The organism is Pseudomonas violetae, from assembly GCF_023072615.1.
In the GTDB taxonomy this organism is placed as follows: domain Bacteria; phylum Pseudomonadota; class Gammaproteobacteria; order Pseudomonadales; family Pseudomonadaceae; genus Aquipseudomonas; species Aquipseudomonas violetae.
Genome location: NZ_JAKNRW010000005.1, coordinates 1 through 17,852, shown reverse-complemented (window position 1 = coordinate 17,852; position 17,852 = coordinate 1). Strand labels below are relative to the sequence as shown.

The 17,852-nt window shown below is 52.8% G+C and carries 17 protein-coding genes and 4 pseudogenes; 15 read left to right on the top strand and 6 right to left on the bottom strand.

Annotated features, from left to right (window positions below):
• Window positions 1-64: 64 nt before the first annotated feature.
• Window positions 65-604 carry a cupin domain-containing protein gene (locus L9059_RS08810; protein WP_247290077.1) on the top strand — a complete coding sequence of 180 codons (540 nt, stop codon included), beginning with the start codon at window positions 65-67 and terminating at the stop codon, window positions 602-604.
• 81 nt (window positions 605-685) lie between these two features.
• On the opposite strand, the gene L9059_RS08805 is transcribed toward L9059_RS08810, so the two are convergent.
• The 3 genes and pseudogenes from L9059_RS08805 to L9059_RS08795 all read right to left on the bottom strand — a co-directional run.
• Complete coding sequence (locus L9059_RS08805) at window positions 686-1,048, bottom strand: hypothetical protein (RefSeq protein ID WP_247290076.1); 363 nt, start codon at window positions 1,046-1,048, stop codon at window positions 686-688.
• A gap of 119 nt (window positions 1,049-1,167) precedes the next feature.
• Window positions 1,168-1,644 carry a nuclear transport factor 2 family protein gene (locus L9059_RS08800; protein ID WP_247290074.1) on the bottom strand — a complete coding sequence of 159 codons (477 nt, stop codon included), beginning with the start codon at window positions 1,642-1,644 and terminating at the stop codon, window positions 1,168-1,170.
• Between the two features lie 558 nt (window positions 1,645-2,202).
• Window positions 2,203-2,463: pseudogene (locus L9059_RS08795) on the bottom strand (IS21 family transposase); the annotation flags it as partial.
• A gap of 104 nt (window positions 2,464-2,567) precedes the next feature.
• Between L9059_RS08795 and L9059_RS08790 the strand changes: the two are divergent.
• The 3 genes and pseudogenes from L9059_RS08790 to L9059_RS08780 all read left to right on the top strand — a co-directional run.
• A pseudogene (locus L9059_RS08790) lies at window positions 2,568-2,879 on the top strand (transposase domain-containing protein); the annotation flags it as partial.
• Between the two features lies 1 nt (window position 2,880).
• Window positions 2,881-3,444: an AAA family ATPase gene (locus L9059_RS08785; RefSeq protein WP_247290072.1), complete on the top strand. Its 564-nt coding sequence runs from the start codon at window positions 2,881-2,883 to the stop codon at window positions 3,442-3,444.
• Window positions 3,445-3,539: 95 nt separating this feature from the next.
• Window positions 3,540-4,139, top strand: a pseudogene (locus L9059_RS08780) (SGNH/GDSL hydrolase family protein); the annotation flags it as partial.
• Here the strand turns inward: L9059_RS08780 and L9059_RS08775 are convergent.
• Window positions 4,102-4,335, bottom strand: a pseudogene (locus L9059_RS08775) (helix-turn-helix domain-containing protein); the annotation flags it as partial. The pseudogenes L9059_RS08780 and L9059_RS08775 overlap by 38 nt on opposite strands.
• A 221-nt stretch (window positions 4,336-4,556) precedes the next feature.
• Entirely contained in the window at window positions 4,557-5,477 is a 921-nt protein-coding gene (locus L9059_RS08770) for a LysR family transcriptional regulator (RefSeq protein ID WP_247290071.1), read from the bottom strand.
• A 275-nt stretch (window positions 5,478-5,752) separates the two neighbouring features.
• On the opposite strand from L9059_RS08770, the gene L9059_RS08765 reads away from it, so the two are divergent.
• From L9059_RS08765 to L9059_RS08740, 5 genes are all read left to right on the top strand, one after another.
• Complete coding sequence (locus tag L9059_RS08765) at window positions 5,753-6,664, top strand: SDR family NAD(P)-dependent oxidoreductase (protein WP_247290069.1); 912 nt, start codon at window positions 5,753-5,755, stop codon at window positions 6,662-6,664.
• Window positions 6,665-6,668: 4 nt separating this feature from the next.
• The gene (locus L9059_RS08760) at window positions 6,669-7,445 is read left to right on the top strand and encodes an NAD(P)-dependent oxidoreductase (RefSeq protein WP_247290066.1); all 777 of its coding nucleotides are present in this window, start codon (window positions 6,669-6,671) and stop codon (window positions 7,443-7,445) included.
• A gap of 581 nt (window positions 7,446-8,026) precedes the next feature.
• On the top strand, window positions 8,027-8,635 hold the full coding sequence (locus tag L9059_RS08755; RefSeq protein WP_247290065.1) for a hypothetical protein: 609 nt from the start codon (window positions 8,027-8,029) through the stop codon (window positions 8,633-8,635).
• A gap of 380 nt (window positions 8,636-9,015) precedes the next feature.
• Entirely contained in the window at window positions 9,016-9,420 is a 405-nt protein-coding gene (locus tag L9059_RS08750) for a hypothetical protein (protein WP_247290063.1), read from the top strand.
• A gap of 1,127 nt (window positions 9,421-10,547) precedes the next feature.
• Window positions 10,548-11,438 carry a DMT family transporter gene (locus L9059_RS08740; protein WP_345894288.1) on the top strand — a complete coding sequence of 297 codons (891 nt, stop codon included), beginning with the start codon at window positions 10,548-10,550 and terminating at the stop codon, window positions 11,436-11,438.
• Between the two features lie 176 nt (window positions 11,439-11,614).
• Here the strand turns inward: L9059_RS08740 and L9059_RS08735 are convergent, their stop codons facing one another.
• A complete protein-coding gene (locus L9059_RS08735) occupies window positions 11,615-12,079 on the bottom strand; it encodes an Lrp/AsnC family transcriptional regulator (protein ID WP_247290061.1) in 465 nt (154 codons plus the stop codon).
• 337 nt (window positions 12,080-12,416) lie between these two features.
• On the opposite strand from L9059_RS08735, the gene L9059_RS08730 reads away from it, so the two are divergent.
• From L9059_RS08730 to L9059_RS08705, 6 genes are all read left to right on the top strand, one after another.
• The gene (locus tag L9059_RS08730; RefSeq protein ID WP_247290059.1) at window positions 12,417-13,322 is read left to right on the top strand and encodes a transporter substrate-binding domain-containing protein; all 906 of its coding nucleotides are present in this window, start codon (window positions 12,417-12,419) and stop codon (window positions 13,320-13,322) included.
• Window positions 13,323-13,435: 113 nt separating this feature from the next.
• Window positions 13,436-14,077, top strand: a complete 642-nt coding sequence (locus L9059_RS08725; RefSeq protein WP_247290057.1) for an amino acid ABC transporter permease — start codon at window positions 13,436-13,438, stop codon at window positions 14,075-14,077.
• A gap of 8 nt (window positions 14,078-14,085) precedes the next feature.
• Window positions 14,086-14,751, top strand: coding sequence for an amino acid ABC transporter permease (locus tag L9059_RS08720; protein WP_247290054.1), 666 nt, complete (start codon window positions 14,086-14,088; stop codon window positions 14,749-14,751).
• Complete coding sequence (locus L9059_RS08715; RefSeq protein WP_247290052.1) at window positions 14,744-15,520, top strand: amino acid ABC transporter ATP-binding protein; 777 nt, start codon at window positions 14,744-14,746, stop codon at window positions 15,518-15,520. Before L9059_RS08720 ends, L9059_RS08715 begins: the two co-directional genes overlap by 8 nt.
• A 96-nt stretch (window positions 15,521-15,616) precedes the next feature.
• Window positions 15,617-16,849: a diaminopropionate ammonia-lyase gene (locus L9059_RS08710; protein ID WP_247290549.1), complete on the top strand. Its 1,233-nt coding sequence runs from the start codon at window positions 15,617-15,619 to the stop codon at window positions 16,847-16,849.
• Between the two features lie 21 nt (window positions 16,850-16,870).
• Window positions 16,871-17,761 (top strand): amidohydrolase, encoded by an 891-nt coding sequence (locus L9059_RS08705; protein ID WP_247290050.1) that lies wholly within the window; start codon window positions 16,871-16,873, stop codon window positions 17,759-17,761.
• Window positions 17,762-17,852: the final 91 nt, after the last annotated feature.

Genomic DNA, 17,852 nt, shown 5'->3' with positions numbered 1-17,852 from the left:
CGTCCAAGACCGATAAACAATGCTTCGCATAAGCTCTGCCTATAGGTTTGAATCGAGAGTGCTCATGAACGTTGAAAACTCGGAAGCGATACTGCTGATTCCAGGCGGTTACTTGGTTTGGATTGATGTGGATGAGGCAAGCGTCGGTGGAGCAGGAACGGCTATGCGCTTCGACTTGCCCTTGCATGCTCACAACCTGCCGTTGATGCATAGTCACGAAACCAAGCTCGTAGTGGCGCTAAGAGGGGAGTTGGATATCCGTAGCGGTCGACAACGGATTGCATTGCTGCACGAGGGCGATGCCATACAACTTGAACCGGGAATTGCGCACCGCATCCATCAAGTCGGATCAACTCCGAGTGTCGTGGGTGCAGTGCTATGGCCTGGCGCAGTTGAACGAGCTTTCCGAGAAATCGCCGCGTTAGTTGTGCGAGGCACCTATCAACGTAGCGAGATGATTCGACTCCTCTCCCGATACGGCGTGATTTGGGCTGAAAAACCCCTTACAAATAGTCATCAAACAGTTGCTGTTCGACCTTTTTTCGATTTCCTGCGCGAAATGCCTAGCCCGCTGGCTCACGCGCTTGAGCACAGATGGAAATGAGGGGCTGTTCTCTCAATTTAGCGCTCAGGATGGCGAGAGAAAAGAGCCCGCGGGCGGCGGGCTCAGTGGCAACAACTGCATTTATTGGGGGGAGGGGGCATGCATTCGGTTTCCTTTGACTTCCACTTCTTGACCGATGGCAAACTCTTTGCGCGGCGAGCGCACCACTCGTTCTTCACCGGTGTTGCTTCGGACTGCGTAGGCGCGCTCCTCTAGACCTGCAGCTTTTTGCACTTCCCGGCCACCGAAAATTCCTAGCGCAGCTCCGATTATTGCGCCTAACGGGCCGCCAGCGGCTCCGCCGATTAGGACGCCAGTACCTGCACCAAATGCTGCCCCTGCTGTAGTGTCCTCAGCTTGCGAGAGGACTTCGTCTGCGCTTGCGTGAGAGAGTTGGAACAGGAAAATTCCAATTGTTAGAGTGACTGCATAAAATAGTTTCATGCTGCCTCCGATTGGCTAGCATGGCAGTAATAGCCATGCAGTTCTATTTAGCGTGCTAATCAACTTGCCATCTAACGGCGCTTTTATTTCTTCGTCAGTTAGCGCAGCCTTTGCCCTCCTCAAAGACCCAGGTCGGAAAGGCTTGGATGATCGTCCGGACGACGGCCCAGCGGCCACCGAAACTTGCGTTCTGCCTCTTTGATGGGCATGTCGTTGATGCACGCAAAACGGTTCGCCATTAGACCGTTCTCTGCGAATTCCCAGTTTTCGTTTCCGTACGAGCGATACCAATTCCCGGAATCGTCGCGCCACTCATAGGCGTAGCGGACAGCAATACGATTTTCGGTGAACGCCCATAACTCCTTGATGAGTCGATATTCCAACTCCTTACGCCATTTTCGCGTAAGGAACGCCTGAGCCTCCGCCCGATTGACCGCAAAATCGACACGATTGCGCCATTTGGTGTCGGTGGTATAGGCCAATGCAACTTTCTCAGCGTCTCGGCTGTTCCATCCATCTTCAGCCAGACGAACTTTGAGAGTCGCTGACTCACGATCAAACGGGGGTAGCGGGGGACGGGTCTCAGATTCAGCCATGATGACTACTCCACATTTAGGTACATCCGGGATAAAAACTTATGGTCCGCGAGAAGCTTAGTTAGATTAGGAACGTTGGGGGCGCCCATCAAGCATTTCGAGACTAAATAAATACGCTGGCGTGAGAAACGAAATTTGGAACTGATCAACCTTCATTGACTGCTTCATGCGACGGCGTCCAACGTAACAAGTAGGCCTTTAGCGGCCATGTTAGAGTGGCTGTTTAGAGCGGTCCAAGAACCGAAAGAACTAACGGTGGTTCGGTTATGTATGATAGGTCTAACGTAATTTAGGCTCCGTGCTACATAACATAGAGCTGCCTGCGGCGCTGCTAGTTTAATCTTACAATGAGTGCAACAGTGAGGGTGTTCACCGTCCGATTGATGAGCAAAACATTATGCTGCTCCCTTGGCAGTAAGCGTCTGGCAGATACACCTTGTCAGCAATATGATGGCTGCCTGCAAAAGCTGTTGCCTAGCGGCATGACATGGGTAGCATGAGGAATATCTGTTCGTATGAAACCACCGTGCAGATAAAACGCATCGCCCTCAGGCGTATCAGTAGACAGAATGCGCGACTGGCGCACAGCTTCATGCGGGAGACCTGGATACGTCGAAGCAGGCCACCGATCAGCAGACCTTCTTCGCTCCAGTCAAATTGAAAGGCCTCACCGAGAGCAAAAGTCAGCGGTACAAAAGCGCTTAAAGACTTGCCTTGCTCGCCCCGCCAAGAGCGGACAAACGCCGTGAGCTGGCTGTAATCGCCGTCATAACCCTCGGCCTTGATCTGCTCAAAAAGTGCTTTGGCGCTCCTGCGGTGTAAGCGGCAGGGGAAGTCACCTTCCGAACTCCAGCATTAAGGACGATGGTGTCGGCGTATTTTTAAGCGGACGCGATCGCCCTTAACCTCAGGATTTCCATGCGCGCTGGGGCGCACTGGCTCGATATATCGAAGACGGTGCTGTACCCATAGATAATAATCCAGTAGAAAACCAAATACGGCCGTGGGCACTTGGCCGCTCCAACTGGTTGTTCGCCGGTTCACTGCGCAGCGGCAAACGAGCAGCGGCAATCATGAGTTTGATCCAGTCGGCGCGTATGAATGGGCATGATCCATATGCCTATCTCAAAGATGTGCTGACGCGACTGCCAACACAGCGTGCCAGTGAGATTGATCAACTGCTGCCGCATCAGTGGGGCACTGTTAATTTATCGGAGATGGCAAACTCGTTTTAGAGTGACTGACAGCGAAATGACAAAAGAGACGACACGTTACATCTTGATCACAGGCGCGGCAGGTACTGGCACCACGACCTTAGCGGATGCTTTAGCAAAGGAACTGAGCGCAACTCACCTGGAAGCAGATGATTTTTTGTGGTTGCAGAGTAACCCGCCATATCAGCATCTGGCAGACAAAACGCAGCGAGGAGAGCGCTTGCTACAACAAATGCGCTCTCATGGCCGTGCCGTGGTTGCCGGATCAGTAATGGGCTGGGGTCAACCGCTTGAAAATGGATTTGATCTTGTGGTGTTCCTTTATCTTCCTGTTGAACTCAGGTTAGAGAGACTAAAACGTCGAGAGATAAAACGCTTCGGTCAAGCAAAGCCGGAGTTTCTGGCTTGGGCAGCTCAGTATGATGAGGGAGGTGTCCCCGGACGGAGCTTGGCCAGGCATCAGGAATGGCTGTCTGTGCTTACTTGCGCTGTCTTAAAGCTTGATGGGGACATGTCCGTTACAGATCGGGTACGGCAAATACTGGATGCAGTCGACGAGCTGAACCACACACCGTCGGTCATGTGAACGTGTGTTGGCTATACGCTTACGAACAAGCGAATGCCATGCGCCAACGAACCTCCTAACCACGCTGGGGTGTTGGGCGAACGTAATAACCTCGTTCATACTATGCCTGGATGGAGCCATCTCGCGACACCGGAGTTTTCGGCCAAATCGCCGATCATCTGAAAGCCGCTAAAACACACAAAGCGGATCCGAATGCGCTCTATTTCATTTTCATCTCAGCCAACGACTTTTTTGAATGGGCCGACTTCTCGGGCCCAGAGTCGATCGACGTGCTAAGCCAGAACAGCGTGGCGAACATACAGAAGGCCACCGAGGCGCTGATTGCAGCAGGCGCGAAGCACCTGATGGTCGTGGGGACTACGGACTTGAGTCATGTGCCAGCTGTGGTGCAGGGCAATCAAGTCAAGAGTGCAACAGAATACCAGCAGATACTCGAACAAAAACTGCCAGCCGTGCTGACAACACTGGCTAAAGCCCATCAAGTTAGTATCAGTTACTTTGACCACCTGGCCTTCAGTAACAAGCTTCGCTCGGCATCCGATATTGTGGGGTTGAAGGATCTGGATACCCCGTGCCAAGTCACCTATCCGGACGTCAAGCCCGTGTGTGAAAATCCAGACCGCTGGGATCAGGAAGGTGTGTTCGCCGGACGATTACCCTGCGGTTATGTTTTGGCCGGAACGAATCGGCCTTGAGCGCTTGCTCCAGGGTCTCGTGGAATGGACTGAGTTTGTTGAAGGTTGCGCACCGTTGGTACGCTGGTTGAGTGACTTCGGGCGCTCTGACCCATTTTCGAATGGTGTTTCTCGACAGCCCGGTACGCTTGGCTATCTGATGCAGCGAGAGCTTGTCGCGGAAGTACATCCGCCCGATTTCCCCCAACATTTCCATGCTGATCACCCTGTGCTCTCCTGCTCAAAAAGTGAGCAGAAACAGTTGAACACTTGGGTCAGTTTTCGGTCAGCGGCAACACCCTGAGGGGCCTTTTTTGACGGTGGACCAAGGTTTGCTAGATATAAAGCGTAGGCCGAATGACCTTCGCTAAAAAACTCCTGGCACTGTAATGCGAAGGCAGGCGGATGCCGAAGGGCACCCAGCCTCAGCGTAAAAGCTCAGCCTTTCTTTTTACTGATCGAATTCTCCGACACAATCTCACGGACGACGTTGACGAAAGCCCGGAGTCCCGCTGGCATATGGCGATTCGCAGGATAGTAAAGGCGCAGCCCCGGGTACGAAGGAGTCCAGTCCTCCAGTACGCGGATGAGGCTTCCGGACGCAATATGCGCAGAAGCGGCGAAATCATTAGTCCATGCTATGCCGGCGCCTCGCAAAGCAGCCTCTAACATCAAGTGGTGGCTGTCGAGCGTCAACGACCCGCTGACGTCTACCGATTGCTCTTCACCGCGCCTCTCGAATTCCCATTTGTAGATCGAGCCACTGGGGAAGCGCACGCGTATGCAGTTGTGTGCGAGGAGGTCTGCCGGGACCTTTGGTTTTTTGCATTTCGCGAAGTACTGAGGGGAAGCGACCACCGCAAAACGGAGCGGGGGAGTGATCGCAATGGCGATCATGTCCTGCGGAACGCTTTCCGCCAACCGTATGCCGGCGTCGAATCCACCTGCAACGATGTCAACCAGACTTCTATCGGTAACGATGTCTATCCGCATGTCTGGATAACGCCTTAGGTACTCCAGTACCACTGGAGTCAGCACCATTTGCGCAGCACCTTCGGAGGTGTTCAGGCGTAGGGTTCCCGCCGGTGTATCGCGGAATTCGCTTACCGCCTCCATGGCCGCGGATATATCACGCAGAGCGGGCTGCACACGAACCAGAAATTGCTCCCCGGCTTCAGACAGAGAAACGCTTCGCGTGGTTCTGTGGAACAACCTCACGCCAAGGCGTTTCTCCAGTGCAGCGATCGCATGACTGAGTGCTGAGGGCGACATTCCCAATTCCACGGCCGCACGACGAAAGCTGCGATGAGTAGAAACTGCGACCACGGCGTTAAGTTCGAGCAGCCCAGATTTCTGCATTGTGCTAATTCCTGCATCAGTTCATCCGATATTAGCCTGATTGTTTGCGACAGTGCTGAGGCTTATCTTGGTCCACAGCAACTTTACGCGGATCGGGCCTCATAACGGGAATGGTGGCATCCCGAGCATTCAGGGATTTGTTCAGACTCAGCACGATCCGTTCGGTACTCGGTGCAGTTGCCGCTTGGAATTGAAGGCAGCTGCAGCCGCCGGTCATCCGGTGATCCCGCAAGTCAGTTCGACTCAGCGGCCATTAAACATTCGAGGAATAATTCATGACGCGTATCACTACACCGTTCGGGTTTCATTCAACCGCACAAGAGGTCATTGAAGGGGTCGACCTCACTGGTAAACGGGCAATCGTAACGGGCGGGGCCTCCGGTATCGGTATTGAGACAGCGCGCGCATTGGTCAATGCCGGCGCAAACGTGACGCTTGCAGTGCGACGTCCGGAGGCTGCGGAATCGGTTGCCGCCGAACTGCGCTCTGGGGGCAGGGGCACCGTTGATATCCGCCCAATCGATCTAGCGGATCTGACGTCTGTGAAATCGTTTGCTGAATCTTGGTCGGAGCCACTTGATATCCTGGTCAATAACGCAGGGATCATGGCCGTTCCTGAACGGGAGCTGACATCGCAGGGTTGGGAAATGCAGTTTGCAACCAACTTTCTCGGCCATTTTGCGCTCGTGCTTGGGTTGCAGGACGCCCTGATCAGAGCCGAGGGCGCCCGAATTGTGTCGCTGAGTTCAAACGCTAATCTGTTGGGGCCAGTGATTTTCGATGACATCAATTTCGACTTCCGCACATACGATGCTTTCGCGTCATATGCCCAGGCCAAGTCGGCATGCGCGCTCATCGCCGTAGAAATCACCCGCCGCTGGGCGGAGCGAGGCATTTTCGCTAACGCCTTGAACCCTGGGGCAATCGCAACCAACCTTCAGAAGCACACCGGTGGGCTTAAGACGCCAATTGAACGTCAGAAGAACGTGCAACAAGGTGCAGCGACATCGGTATTACTTGCGGCGTCTGCGCTGTTGGAAGGCATTGGTGGTCGTTACTTCGAGGACTGTAATGAGGCGCTGGTAGTCACCCAACGGCCTGCCGATTACACGGGCGTTGCACCTTACGCTGTTGACCCTGATAACGCGCAGCGGTTGTGGGAAGTTGCCACCCGGATGATTGGGTGAGGTCATGTCCAAAACAACAACCCTGAAGGTAGGCTTCATCGGGCTCGGTGACCAAGGTGGTCCGATGGCTCAAGCAATCGCCGAGTCTGGATTTGAGCTGCACATTTGGGCTCGTCGCCCCCAATCATTAGAAGCCATGGCAGGGGCACCTCACATAGTTGAAAAAACGGTTCAGACGCTTGCCGAGAACTGCGATGTCGTCTGTCTCTGCCTCACCGACGACAAGGATATCGTCACTCTTCTCGACAATGGGCTTCGGGATGGGCTTAAGGCCGGCGCGGTTCTTGTAAACCATGGCACCGGCGAGCCGGGAGAAAGTCGCCGTCTGGCTGCTGAACTTGAACAGCGGGGAATCACGTACCTTGATGCTCCCGTAAGCGGAGGAAGACCTGGCGCGCTGGCTCGTACGTTGACCACTATGGTGGGTGGCGAGTCGCAAGCTTTTTCCCAAGTGCGTGCAGTCTTCGAGACTTTCTCCCGGAAAGTCGCCTTGTTAGGACCCTCAGGCGCCGGCCAGATGGCGAAACTTCTGAATAATGCGTTGACCATGTCCAATTTGAAGAACGCAGTAGATGTCTTCAGCTTGGGTAAATCCGTGGGTATGGACTTGGTGCAGCTCCATGACGTCATTGCTGTGAGCAGTGGTTCCAGCACAGTTCTTCGAGCGATCAATAACGAAATCACCTCGGATATTGCACCGCATCTACAGGGACTTATGCGCAAAGACATAGAGCATTTTGCCGACGCTATTCGTGACGCTGGTTTGAATCCGAAGACCTGAATGAGCGCTGTCTTGCAGGTGCTGATGGACTAGTGGAGCTAGTAGGACAGCTTTGCGTCTAAAGGCTGCCAAACCAGATACTCATGCGATGAGCAGTCATCGATGTAAGCTGGCGTACATCAGGTGGGGGCTGAGCAATCAAGCCTCCAAATTATCCGGTAGGCTACGGCAAAATTGGGCCGCTATTTTTGAAGACATCTTGCGAAACTCTTCGTCTACGAACGCTTTGTCCTCGTCGCTCAATACTTCGTAATTGGCGCCCCATGATGCTCTTTTGCAGTCGAGGCGCTGTTTACTCTGGAGCCTCTGCAAAAATCGCCCAAGTACCGTAGTTTTTTCAACACCGATGCTATTGACACTTTTAGTAAGGTGGAAGGTACTTCTTTCGCTAGTATGCCCTTGACGCTAAATGCCCCTGAGAAAGGAGGGTAGGCATGATTTTGATATTCTTGATCGCGGACCGCCTTGAATTAGCTCAACTAAATGGTTATTTAGTTTAGTTATAATTAAATCGAATATTGACGGGGTAGGGTGTTGCATAGAATGGACACTAATTGAATGTGTCCTGGAGCTTTTAAGGCATGCCAAATTCTCAAAGAGCCCGTGATGCTCGTATGAAGCTACGCCATAGCGCAGAAATGCGTGATGTAATCGCTTTTATTTTTCCAAAAGTCTTTCAGATTTTGCTGGATAAGGCCGCTATTACCGGTGCAATCTGTACTTCTGGAGAGCTTGTAGCTGCCTCTAGGTACTTGGCAAAAGCGTTGGCTGAGTATGATTTACGTCGACGCAACCGGGTACGTGACGCTCGATATACCCCGCTGGATGAGGTGTATTGGCAAGAGGATGAAGCACTCAAAAATGCTTCAAGCGATGATCCATTGGTACAGAAAATAGCTCTGGCTAGATCGCTTCGCAGTGAGTTTTTTCAAGGTTCTGATCACAGTCAAGGCGGTGCTCGTCATGTTATGACAAATGCAATTAGACATGCCTGGCTGATCTGTCACGACGGTTGTGAGTCGATCAATTACCGCAGAAAGACCACTAGCGCCCAGGAGCATTACGGGCCATTACACGATTTTATTGAGTCATTAAATAAGCTGGTCAAATTTCCTCCCAACATAGATGGGCTTCACCGAGAGGTTCAAGCGCTCGATCTACAGATGCACCCGAACATAACAGTGCCCTGATTTCACCACGTCACGGTTGGATCTGATCTCGTCATTCTTTGGCTCGTCGCCGTTCACGCCATAGCCAGAGAATTTCAGATGCCCAAGAAATCCAAAGCCCTGATAGCGGTGTCGTTGACGTTGATGACCAGCGTTTTGCGATTCCATGACGTGTGGGTCGATCATGTTCACCTTACAGAGCTTGAAATCTGTCCAGCAACGACCCCCAAGGGTGAAACCGTGGGTGCGCATAATGTATATTATGTTAAATCAGATGCCATGTTAGAAATGTTCATGAGGCTCGTAAGACACTGATTCGACAAACCCGCTTCTGGCGTCCACTCTCTCAACGGGCCATGTACTTCGTGTTCATGGCGAGTCATTGAATGAGGTGGCTGCCGATGAAGCTGATTCAGTGCCGTTACTCTTCTGGTCAGCGGGTACCGCTGCTTGTGCAGGATGGTCAGGCGGCGCCATTGCCCAAGCTAGTCCCATTCATCTACGTCCAGCTCAAGCTCAAGCTCAGGCATCGTGCATACAACACCGCCGCAGCGCACCTGCGTGCGATCCAGGCTTTCTACACCTATGCCAACAGCCGAGATCTGGATATCGATGAGGCCATCTTGGCCTGTCACTTTGAGGCGATTCTCGCCTTGTTGGATGGTTACGCCATCTGGCTCCAAATCGGCCGTCAGGCCGATAATCTGGTCGCCCGAATCGGCACAGCTGCAACGGCACCTTTTCCGCATGTCGATCCGCGTACTCGTGACCAGTACCTGCGATTGCTGAAGCAATACCTGTCCTGATGTGTCACCCGTTACATCCCGCGCGCCCGTCAAAACTCAACCACCCTGGCTAACATCGAGGTGGTATTTGCAGATGTCGCCGACGTCATTGAACGACGCTTTGAGAGCCATATCATCAATGTTCGTCCCGACCGCACTCGTTACCGCAGCCTGACAGATACGCAACTCCAGATCATTCGCACACTGATTCGCCCGGACGACGCGGAGAATCCGTTTCCGGAACGACTGCAGTTGCGCGGCTCAAGGCTCTCGCGAACCGTGGCCAGCTTTTGCTCTGGGCTCCAGCGGCGCCGCCGCTCCTGGCCCGAAAGATCCACACTCTTGTCGTTGCTGTTAGTCATAAACATAACCGTTTGCCTATCCCTTATCGTAAGGGGGAAACGGTGTCTTGTTTTTCATGGGGCTCGGTCATAGTCGCTTTAAGCGCTGCTAGAGTGCTGAAACCAAGTAAGGAGGCACAGCGAACACCATATCTCCCAATCGAGAGCCTTAAAGGTATCATCCATAAAATTTAAGGACTTATTAAAATGACCTCAACACAACGGCTAGAAGATTATGAATCAGACTGGCCACACACTTAGTGACATTTCCGCCCTTGAAATGCATTTTTTTGCGAAATGCCAGGTGTTTCGCAATGGTACTTCGAAATCAAACTCTGGCCGAAGCGTAAACGCAATGACAACTTTGCTTGTTTTGAACTGTCCCGCCTTGCCTAAAGCGAGTTTAATAGCGAGTATCTCTACATGAGTTTCAACTCATTCCCATCGTCAGTTACTAGGATCGCTAGCTATCGTTGACGCCTCAATAACTTGATGAAAATTCGATCACTACATTGTGCAAAGCACATCAGCCAGTGACGAGTTATCATCCTACGGCCTAATTCTGCGTGAAATTTTCAGCCACTATCAGTGCCGAACTTGCAATTCTGTTTCGCGTGAATGCTATATACTTTCATATTACCTAGCTTTTAATGCATTTCAAATCTATAGCCACTTATTGCGACAACATCCGCACGCGAAAAGCTTTCCAGATAAAACGCGAGGCCCATTTCAATCAGCCTGTTTCAAAAGCGCCGATAGCGTGTGCACCCAGGCAAATCTACATCCGATTGCTCATTAGGATAAATTGTGACCACAAAGGCATTGGCATCGACGCTCCAAACTCGCGCACTTCCCGCTCTCGTACTGGGTGGCATTGCAATTGGCTGCTCACCCGTTCTTGTGCGGCTATCTGAACTGGGAGCGGTATCAACCGCCTTTTGGCGCATAACCCTAGCATTGTTGCCGCTCTTCTTGATGTTCCGCAGTGGCTCAGTTGAGGACGCTGGCACGGGCACAGCTTCAACGTGGAGGCAAAAATTGCTGGCAGGTTTACCTGGGGTACTCCTAGGTGCCGAGCTAGCAACCTGGCACATTTCGTTGCATATGACATCTGTAGCGAACGCCACCTTGCTAATCAATATGACGCCCATATCGGTCGCATTGCTAGGCTGGCTTCTGTTTCGCACGCCAATCAGCCCGACTTTTTTAGTTGGGCTGATACTCGCTGTTGTAGGAGTTGTCGTTCTGAAAGGTGGGCCTGCTTCTGTCGGGAGCGGAAACATCGTGGGCGATGCCGTAGCGCTTTTTGGCTCATTCATCTACGCAGGTTACTTTCTGGTATTAGGACGCGTGCGCGATCGTTTTTCCACAGTTACGGTAATGTGGTGGAGCACCTTAGCGGCGGCCCTTACTGTTCTACCTTTTGCATTGATCTTTGAATCACAGTTTCTTCCGTTGGCATTGTCAGGATGGGGAGTATTACTAGCTCTTGCTTGGATATGTCACACTGGAGGCCAAGGCCTCATTACATTCGCATTGGCATGGTTGCCCCCGACGTTCTCGTCATTGACACTATTGATTCAACCCATTGTGGCAGCCCTCCTCGCTTGGATAGTTCTGAGCGAACCCCTCTCCATTACTCAGGCAGCTGGCGGTTTGATTGTCCTTACAGGGATCCTTATCGCACGCAAAGGATGAAAGACAATCAAAGCTTGATGTGACCTAGTAAAATGTTAAAAACAAAAATGGCCCTGAAAGGGCCATTTGCACTCAAGCCAAGATCAATTAGCCAGCCAGGATTCTAAGGTGTCGAAACCGTGCCCCACTGTTTCCGACTTTAGTACGCTGCACCATTCCGCAGAGAAGTCTGTTTATCATTTACTCTCAATGGGAACCGCAAATGTGCGCTTGATATTCCGCATTGCAACAAATGTTTTAAACTGCTGTATATTACCAAAGAAAAACAGCTCCCGAGTCAGCTGCTCGTACTCCCCCATATCCCTCACGTTCATCACAAGTAAAAAATCGAAATCGCCGGTGACATAATAAACTTGCTGGACTTGCGGACAACTAATAAATCGTTTCTTTATCTCATCCAGGAGATCGAGCCGTTCATTCTCCAGCTTGACTTCAACGATGATGGTGATCGGCCTACCTACGAGCGCGGGGTCTACGATACTCACGTTGAATTGTATGACGCCTGCTGCCTCTAGAGCGGCAATACGCCTATTGACGGCAGAGGGTGAGAGGTTCACCTCTTCGGCCAACTCTCTCTGGGAGATGCGGTTATTGATCTGAAGCAGGTTAAGGATTTTCCGGTCGTAGCTGTCAAGATTCATTGGGAATTCATCTCTCAAAGGACGCCGCCATTACAACAGAATACCCCCCCTATGGCGATTCCTTGCGTCACGCCTCCTTTTTTATGACGTGAACGCTGTACGCCGTGCAACAAAATGCCAAATTCGCAAGATTGATGCATTTCGCCACGGCTTTTTCGACCAATCGTGCAGGCCAGCCGCCGTAGGATTATTTCACCCCATCCTACTGATAAGGTGCGGGCTATTCCCATCTGCAGAAAACAATAAAAAATGGAGATAGCATGAAAAAAGCGATCCCAAGACACGCAGCAGCTCTAAGTTTGGTACTGCCCGCCACCATTCAACTGGGAATTCTGTAATGAAGCTTAAACATAACGCACCAACCAAAAATACTGTCCTCTCATTAGCAGGTCGCTTCATGGCTGCGGGCGCAGCAAGTATTATCCTAAGTGTAAGTATGGGCATGTTCTCTGCCAGTCAAGCTGCAACACTTGAAGAAGTCAAGGCCAAAGGTGTTCTCAATATAGCGACCGAGGACAGTTACTACCCCTTCGAATTTATCAAAGATGGGGAGTCGGACGGCTTTCATAAAGATGTCATTGCTGAACTACGCAAGTACGCGAAGTTTCAAGTTAAGCAAGACATCATGCCTTGGACAGGACTTCTGGCGGGTATTACCTCCGGCAAATACGACGGTGCAATCACTGGCGCGGGCGTGACGGAGGAGCGACTTGGCGCTTTTGACTTCGTAGCTCCGGTAGCCCCTGAAGTCTCGCATTACATCAAGCGTGCAAACGATGATCGGATCAAGGATCTCTCAAGCCTGTCGGGCTTGACTGTGGGTGTCCAAGCAGGCGGTGCACAACTGGCACGTCTGACGCAACTCGATGCGAAGCTTAAAACAATGGGCGGATCACTGGGCAAGATTGTTCAGTACCAATCCTACCCGGAAGCCTACGCCGACTTGGCTAATGGACGCCTCGACTATGTCGTGAACTCGATTGTTCCTGCGAACATGCTCGTCAAAGAACGACCAAAAGTCTTCGCAGTTGGTGAAGCCACCTCCGGAAAAGGGTTCATCGCCTGGCCGGTCGCCAAGGGCAATAAAGAGCTGCTCGAATACCTCACCGGGTTTGTGAACCACCTTCGCGACACTGGGAAATTGTTAGAGCTTCAGAAGAAATGGTTGGGGCAATCGTTCGACGATCTGCCACATGAGTCCATCTCTTCCCTGGAGCGGTTCAGGAAGCTGACTGAGCAATAAAGCCACCACACTCCCCTGCTCAGCGACGACGCCCGAGCAGGGGCGCTGTGTCGCAATCTCTCTTTGACTGAGCAGGGCTGCCTAGGTCAAAGAGCACGTTGAAGGACATACCGATGGAAGACAGTGACTGGTTCACTCTGCTTCACGCCGCCTGGACGACAGTCTGGATCTCCGGCATATCAATCATTCTGGGTGTTGCTCTGGGGCTGGTAGTCGCAATGCTTCGTGCGGCAAAAATCCCGGGGGTCAGCCAGTTTCTTGCTGTTTATGTCAGCCTGATCCGAGCGACCCCCATGGTGACGCTGGTTCTCTTTCTCTTCGTCATCGCTCCGTCGATGGGATGGGAAGTTGACCCACGGGTTGTTGCGATCGCTGCAATGACACTCAATACCACGGCTTTCAACGCCGAAATCTGGCGCGGAGCGCTGACCAGCTTTTCCAGAGAACAGCTGGAAGCCGCAAAAGCAGCCGGCATAACTACAGGGCTCACACTTCGTCGAATCATGCTGCCGCAAATGATGACCACAAGCCTGCCTGGTCTAGTTAATGAGATGTCTCTTCTTGTGAAGAGTAGTCCCGCGATTGCCATGATCGGCATCGTTGATCTGACACGGGTTACCAACCGCATCGCAGCCGTGACTTACGATCCGCTGCCACCCATTTTGGCGGCGGGATTGCTGTACATCTTAATTATTGGCGGCCTTGTTCGATTCCAGCGAATAGCTGACTCGCGCGCCAAGCGTCTGGCTATGTAGGAGCGCCCATGAACGGTTTCAAAATGATCTGGGACAACATAGGCCTGTTCGGCGAAGGCCTGCAAAATACGCTGGCTCTGTTTTGCGTATCCGGTGCACTGGCGTTCATCCTGGCGTGCTTTCTAGCGTTCCTTTTGGAAGGTACTGAGAACATTCCTAGAAAGCTCATCCGCTGGGGGTTAGACCTCATGCGCATGCTCCCCTTTCTGATCTTCCTGTACCTGCTGTACTACGGCCTCCCTAACCTTGGTCTGAGATTGGATGTCTGGTCGGCTGGTTTCTTCGCATTGATCACCTATCACGGCGCCTACTTCGCGGAAATTCTGCGTGCAGCAAGGACGTCTCTGCCGGCGGGCCAGGCTGAGGCTGCCTACGCGCACGGGTTCATCAACTCCAGAATGTACTGGCGAATTCTGTTGCCGCAGATGGTAATGCGCTCCGGCCCGCTGTTCGGTAATCAGTTGGTGTGTCTGCTCAAAGACACAGCATTCCTTTCGATCATCACGTTGATGGACTTAACAGCTGCAGCTTCAGCTGTGCAGGCCAAATATTTCGTCCCTCTCCCGCCTTTCATCTTCGTGATTGCCTTGTATTGGTCGGTCACATTGGTCGTAGAGACATTGCTGCGTCGCCTGAGCCGCCTAGCACAGAAACGAGGTTTAGTACATGAATAAGTCAATTCCAGTTGTTGAAGTTCGTGACCTCCACAAACATTTCGGCGGTATTGAAGTCCTCAAAGGCATCAACCTGAAGGTTGAACGGGGACAGACTGTCAGCGTCCTGGGCTCATCCGGATCAGGAAAGTCCACAATGCTGCGTTGCATCAACTGGCTAGAAGTCCCCGACGGCGGCGAAATTTATATTGGCGGCGATCGGATGGGGGTGAAAAGCTCCAACGAAAAACCCATGTCCAATCGTGAACTGGCGGCGATGCGCGCGCGGACTGCCATGGTGTTCCAGAGCTTCAACCTCTGGCCACATCTGACTGTCCTGCAGAACGTCACTGAAGCCCCAATTCATGTCATGAGGGTTGACCGTAAGGACGCGCATGACCACGCAGTTCAATTGCTGGAGAAAGTCGGGCTATCCCACAAACACGACGCCTATCCATGGTCGTTGTCTGGAGGTCAGCGTCAGCGCGTGGCAATCGCGCGCGCTCTGGCAATGAATCCGGAAGTAATCCTGTTCGACGAGCCTACTTCTGCATTGGATCCTGAGCTGGTCGGGGAAGTGCTGGCCGTTATGCGCTCACTCGCCGAAGACGGGTTCACGATGATCATCGTGACTCATGAAATGGAGTTTGCTCGTGCCGTCTCCAACGAAGTCGTGTTCATCGACAAAGGGATGGTGATCGAACGCGCAGCTCCTGAAAAATTCTTCACGAACTCCGACAGTGAACGCGTAAGGCAATTCCTGGGCAGGTACAGAACCGCCACAGCTTGACCATACACATTGCCTCATTCGCACCCCAATATCGCTGGCATCCGGTGGCTCCGTAAAAGCCAACGGATGCTTGTTTTCAAAATTAAGGAAGCCAACATGATTCTCTGCAACCCGCGTGCTACTCGGGAAAGCTACCCAGAACATTTGAAAGCGATCATGTCCGTCGAAGTTGCTCATGAGTCCCGCGAGTGGCTGTCGGGCTGGAATCAACTGAGCAAATCGCCCACTCCGCTGTGGAACCTTCCGGGCATCGCACAGAAACTTGGGGTTGCCCAGTTCATGGTGAAGGATGAGTCAACTCGCTCTCCCCTCGCGAGCTTCAAGGCCTTAGGTGCTCCGATCGCTCTGGTCAGGTTAATTTTGCGCACCATGCCAGAGAAGTGTTTCGATCCCAAGGGCCTCATCACCGGTCAGTTCAAAGCTGAACTAAACGATTTCACCGTTGTGAGCGCGACCGATGGAAATCACGGGCGCGCGCTTGCGGCTGCTGCCCAGAGCGTAGGGTGCAGGTGTGTCATTGTTCTGCACGCCAACGTGAGCGTGGAACGTGAGTTGGCCATTGCCGCCTTTGGCGCCCAGATCGTCCGTATTGATGGCAACTACGATGAGTCCGTTGAAGACACGGCTCTGATATCGAAAAAGAACGGTTGGCCCGTGGTCTCGGACACTTCCTACGAGGGGTATGAAACCGTGCCCCGCGATGTGATGCAGGGCTATGGAACCATTGCGGAAGAAATCATTGCACAGACCGAAGACTCAACGGCTGGCAAGTGCCCTTTCACTCACGTCTTCGTACAGGGCGGGGTTGGGGGCATGGCCGCTGGGATCGTTAGTTATCTTTGGGAGGTTTATCAGGATAAAAGGCCAACTTTCGTCATGGTGGAACCGCAGCAAGCTGATTGTCTTTTCCAGAGTGCGGTGAACGGTGGCGCATCAAGTGCAACCGGCTCTGTGGACTCAGTCATGGCCGGACTGGCGTGTGGTGAAACCTCACCCTTGGCATGGCGTTTTCTGGAAAACAGCATCGATTTTTTCCAGACCATTACCGATGAGCATGCCATTAGCGCGATGCAATTATTGGCCAACGGCAGTCCCACTGACATTCCTGTAATCGCTGGCGAGTCGGGTGTCGCAGGTCTGGCGGCGCTGCAATTGCTGGCCATGGCGCCCCACGAGGCTAAGACCGTGGGGCTGAACAGCGAATCGAAGGTACTGATCATCAACACTGAGGGAGCCACCGCCCCCTCCGTCTATAGCGCCCTGGTCGGGGAAACAAGCGAGTCGGTGCTAGCTCGCCAGCAGGACTGGCAGCGGCGTCGCACTCTGTAATTCAGAATTGAAGGAGGCACCGTGATTAACGAAAATGAACTGCACAAGCAATTGGTGACCTGGCGACACCACCTGCACCAGCATCCTGAGGTTGGATTCGAAGAGTTGCAGACATCCGACTATGTCACTGCAGCTTTGCAGGAGATGGGACTGGAAGTGCATCGGAATATCGGTGGCACCGGTCTCGTGGCAAGCCTCTCAGTAGGTGATGGCACCGGCGTGATTGGTCTTCGTGCTGACATGGATGCTCTGCACATCCACGAAGACGCTCCTGATAGAGATCATGCCTCGACTAGGGCGGGCAAGATGCACGCCTGCGGGCACGATGGTCACATGACAATGATCCTGGGTGCAGCAAAACTTTTGACCGAAAGCCGGGATTTCAACGGTACCGTTCGCTTTATTTTCCAACCTGCTGAAGAGCATGGCCGGGGCGCCAAAGCCATGATTGCCGACGGTCTCTTTGATCGCTTCCCGGTAGATGCTCTTTTTGGGGCGCACAACATGCCTGGTTTGCCGGCGGGTACGATCGCTACGCGTTCGGGCGGAATCATGGCGAGCGAAGACAACTTTGTCATCAGCATCAAGGGCAAGGGCACCCATGCCGCGCGACCACATATGGGCATTGATCCCATCGTGATCGCTTCTGAAATTGTACTGGCGCTCCAGACTATCGTGTCACGCACCCTGGATCCGAGTGTGCCCGCAGTCATTTCCTGCACCGAGTTCATCACCGACGGTATTCGAAACGCAATTCCGACTCACGTGACGATCAAGGGCGATACTCGTAGCTATGCCCCAGAAGTCCAGGCGCTGCTTGAGAAGCGCATGCGCGAAATCAGTGACGGAATCTGCCAGCTGCACGGCGCAACCTGCGGTAATCCCCCCATTCCTAAAACTCACCAGAAGTAGACCTCAGGCCACCAGGGCCAACTTCTGTTTTGGGGTAATGCCGCCGAGGGCCATATTCGGGCGCTCGTGATTGTATGTCCAGATCCAGTTC

What these genes read in the sequence shown, in the direction of transcription:
- L9059_RS08810 (WP_247290077.1), top strand. Translation starts at nt 65, where the DNA reads ATGAACGTTGAAAACTCGGAAGCGATACTGCTGATTCCAGGCGGTTAC.
- L9059_RS08805 (WP_247290076.1), bottom strand. Translation starts at nt 1,048, where the DNA reads ATGAAACTATTTTATGCAGTCACTCTAACAATTGGAATTTTCCTGTTC.
- L9059_RS08800 (WP_247290074.1), bottom strand. Translation starts at nt 1,644, where the DNA reads ATGGCTGAATCTGAGACCCGTCCCCCGCTACCCCCGTTTGATCGTGAG.
- L9059_RS08770 (WP_247290071.1), bottom strand. Translation starts at nt 5,477, where the DNA reads ATGCAGAAATCTGGGCTGCTCGAACTTAACGCCGTGGTCGCAGTTTCT.
- L9059_RS08765 (WP_247290069.1), top strand. Translation starts at nt 5,753, where the DNA reads ATGACGCGTATCACTACACCGTTCGGGTTTCATTCAACCGCACAAGAG.
- L9059_RS08760 (WP_247290066.1), top strand. Translation starts at nt 6,669, where the DNA reads ATGTCCAAAACAACAACCCTGAAGGTAGGCTTCATCGGGCTCGGTGAC.
- L9059_RS08755 (WP_247290065.1), top strand. Translation starts at nt 8,027, where the DNA reads ATGCCAAATTCTCAAAGAGCCCGTGATGCTCGTATGAAGCTACGCCAT.
- L9059_RS08750 (WP_247290063.1), top strand. Translation starts at nt 9,016, where the DNA reads ATGAAGCTGATTCAGTGCCGTTACTCTTCTGGTCAGCGGGTACCGCTG.
- L9059_RS08735 (WP_247290061.1), bottom strand. Translation starts at nt 12,079, where the DNA reads ATGAATCTTGACAGCTACGACCGGAAAATCCTTAACCTGCTTCAGATC.
- L9059_RS08730 (WP_247290059.1), top strand. Translation starts at nt 12,417, where the DNA reads ATGAAGCTTAAACATAACGCACCAACCAAAAATACTGTCCTCTCATTA.
- L9059_RS08725 (WP_247290057.1), top strand. Translation starts at nt 13,436, where the DNA reads ATGGAAGACAGTGACTGGTTCACTCTGCTTCACGCCGCCTGGACGACA.
- L9059_RS08720 (WP_247290054.1), top strand. Translation starts at nt 14,086, where the DNA reads ATGAACGGTTTCAAAATGATCTGGGACAACATAGGCCTGTTCGGCGAA.
- L9059_RS08715 (WP_247290052.1), top strand. Translation starts at nt 14,744, where the DNA reads ATGAATAAGTCAATTCCAGTTGTTGAAGTTCGTGACCTCCACAAACAT.
- L9059_RS08710 (WP_247290549.1), top strand. Translation starts at nt 15,617, where the DNA reads ATGATTCTCTGCAACCCGCGTGCTACTCGGGAAAGCTACCCAGAACAT.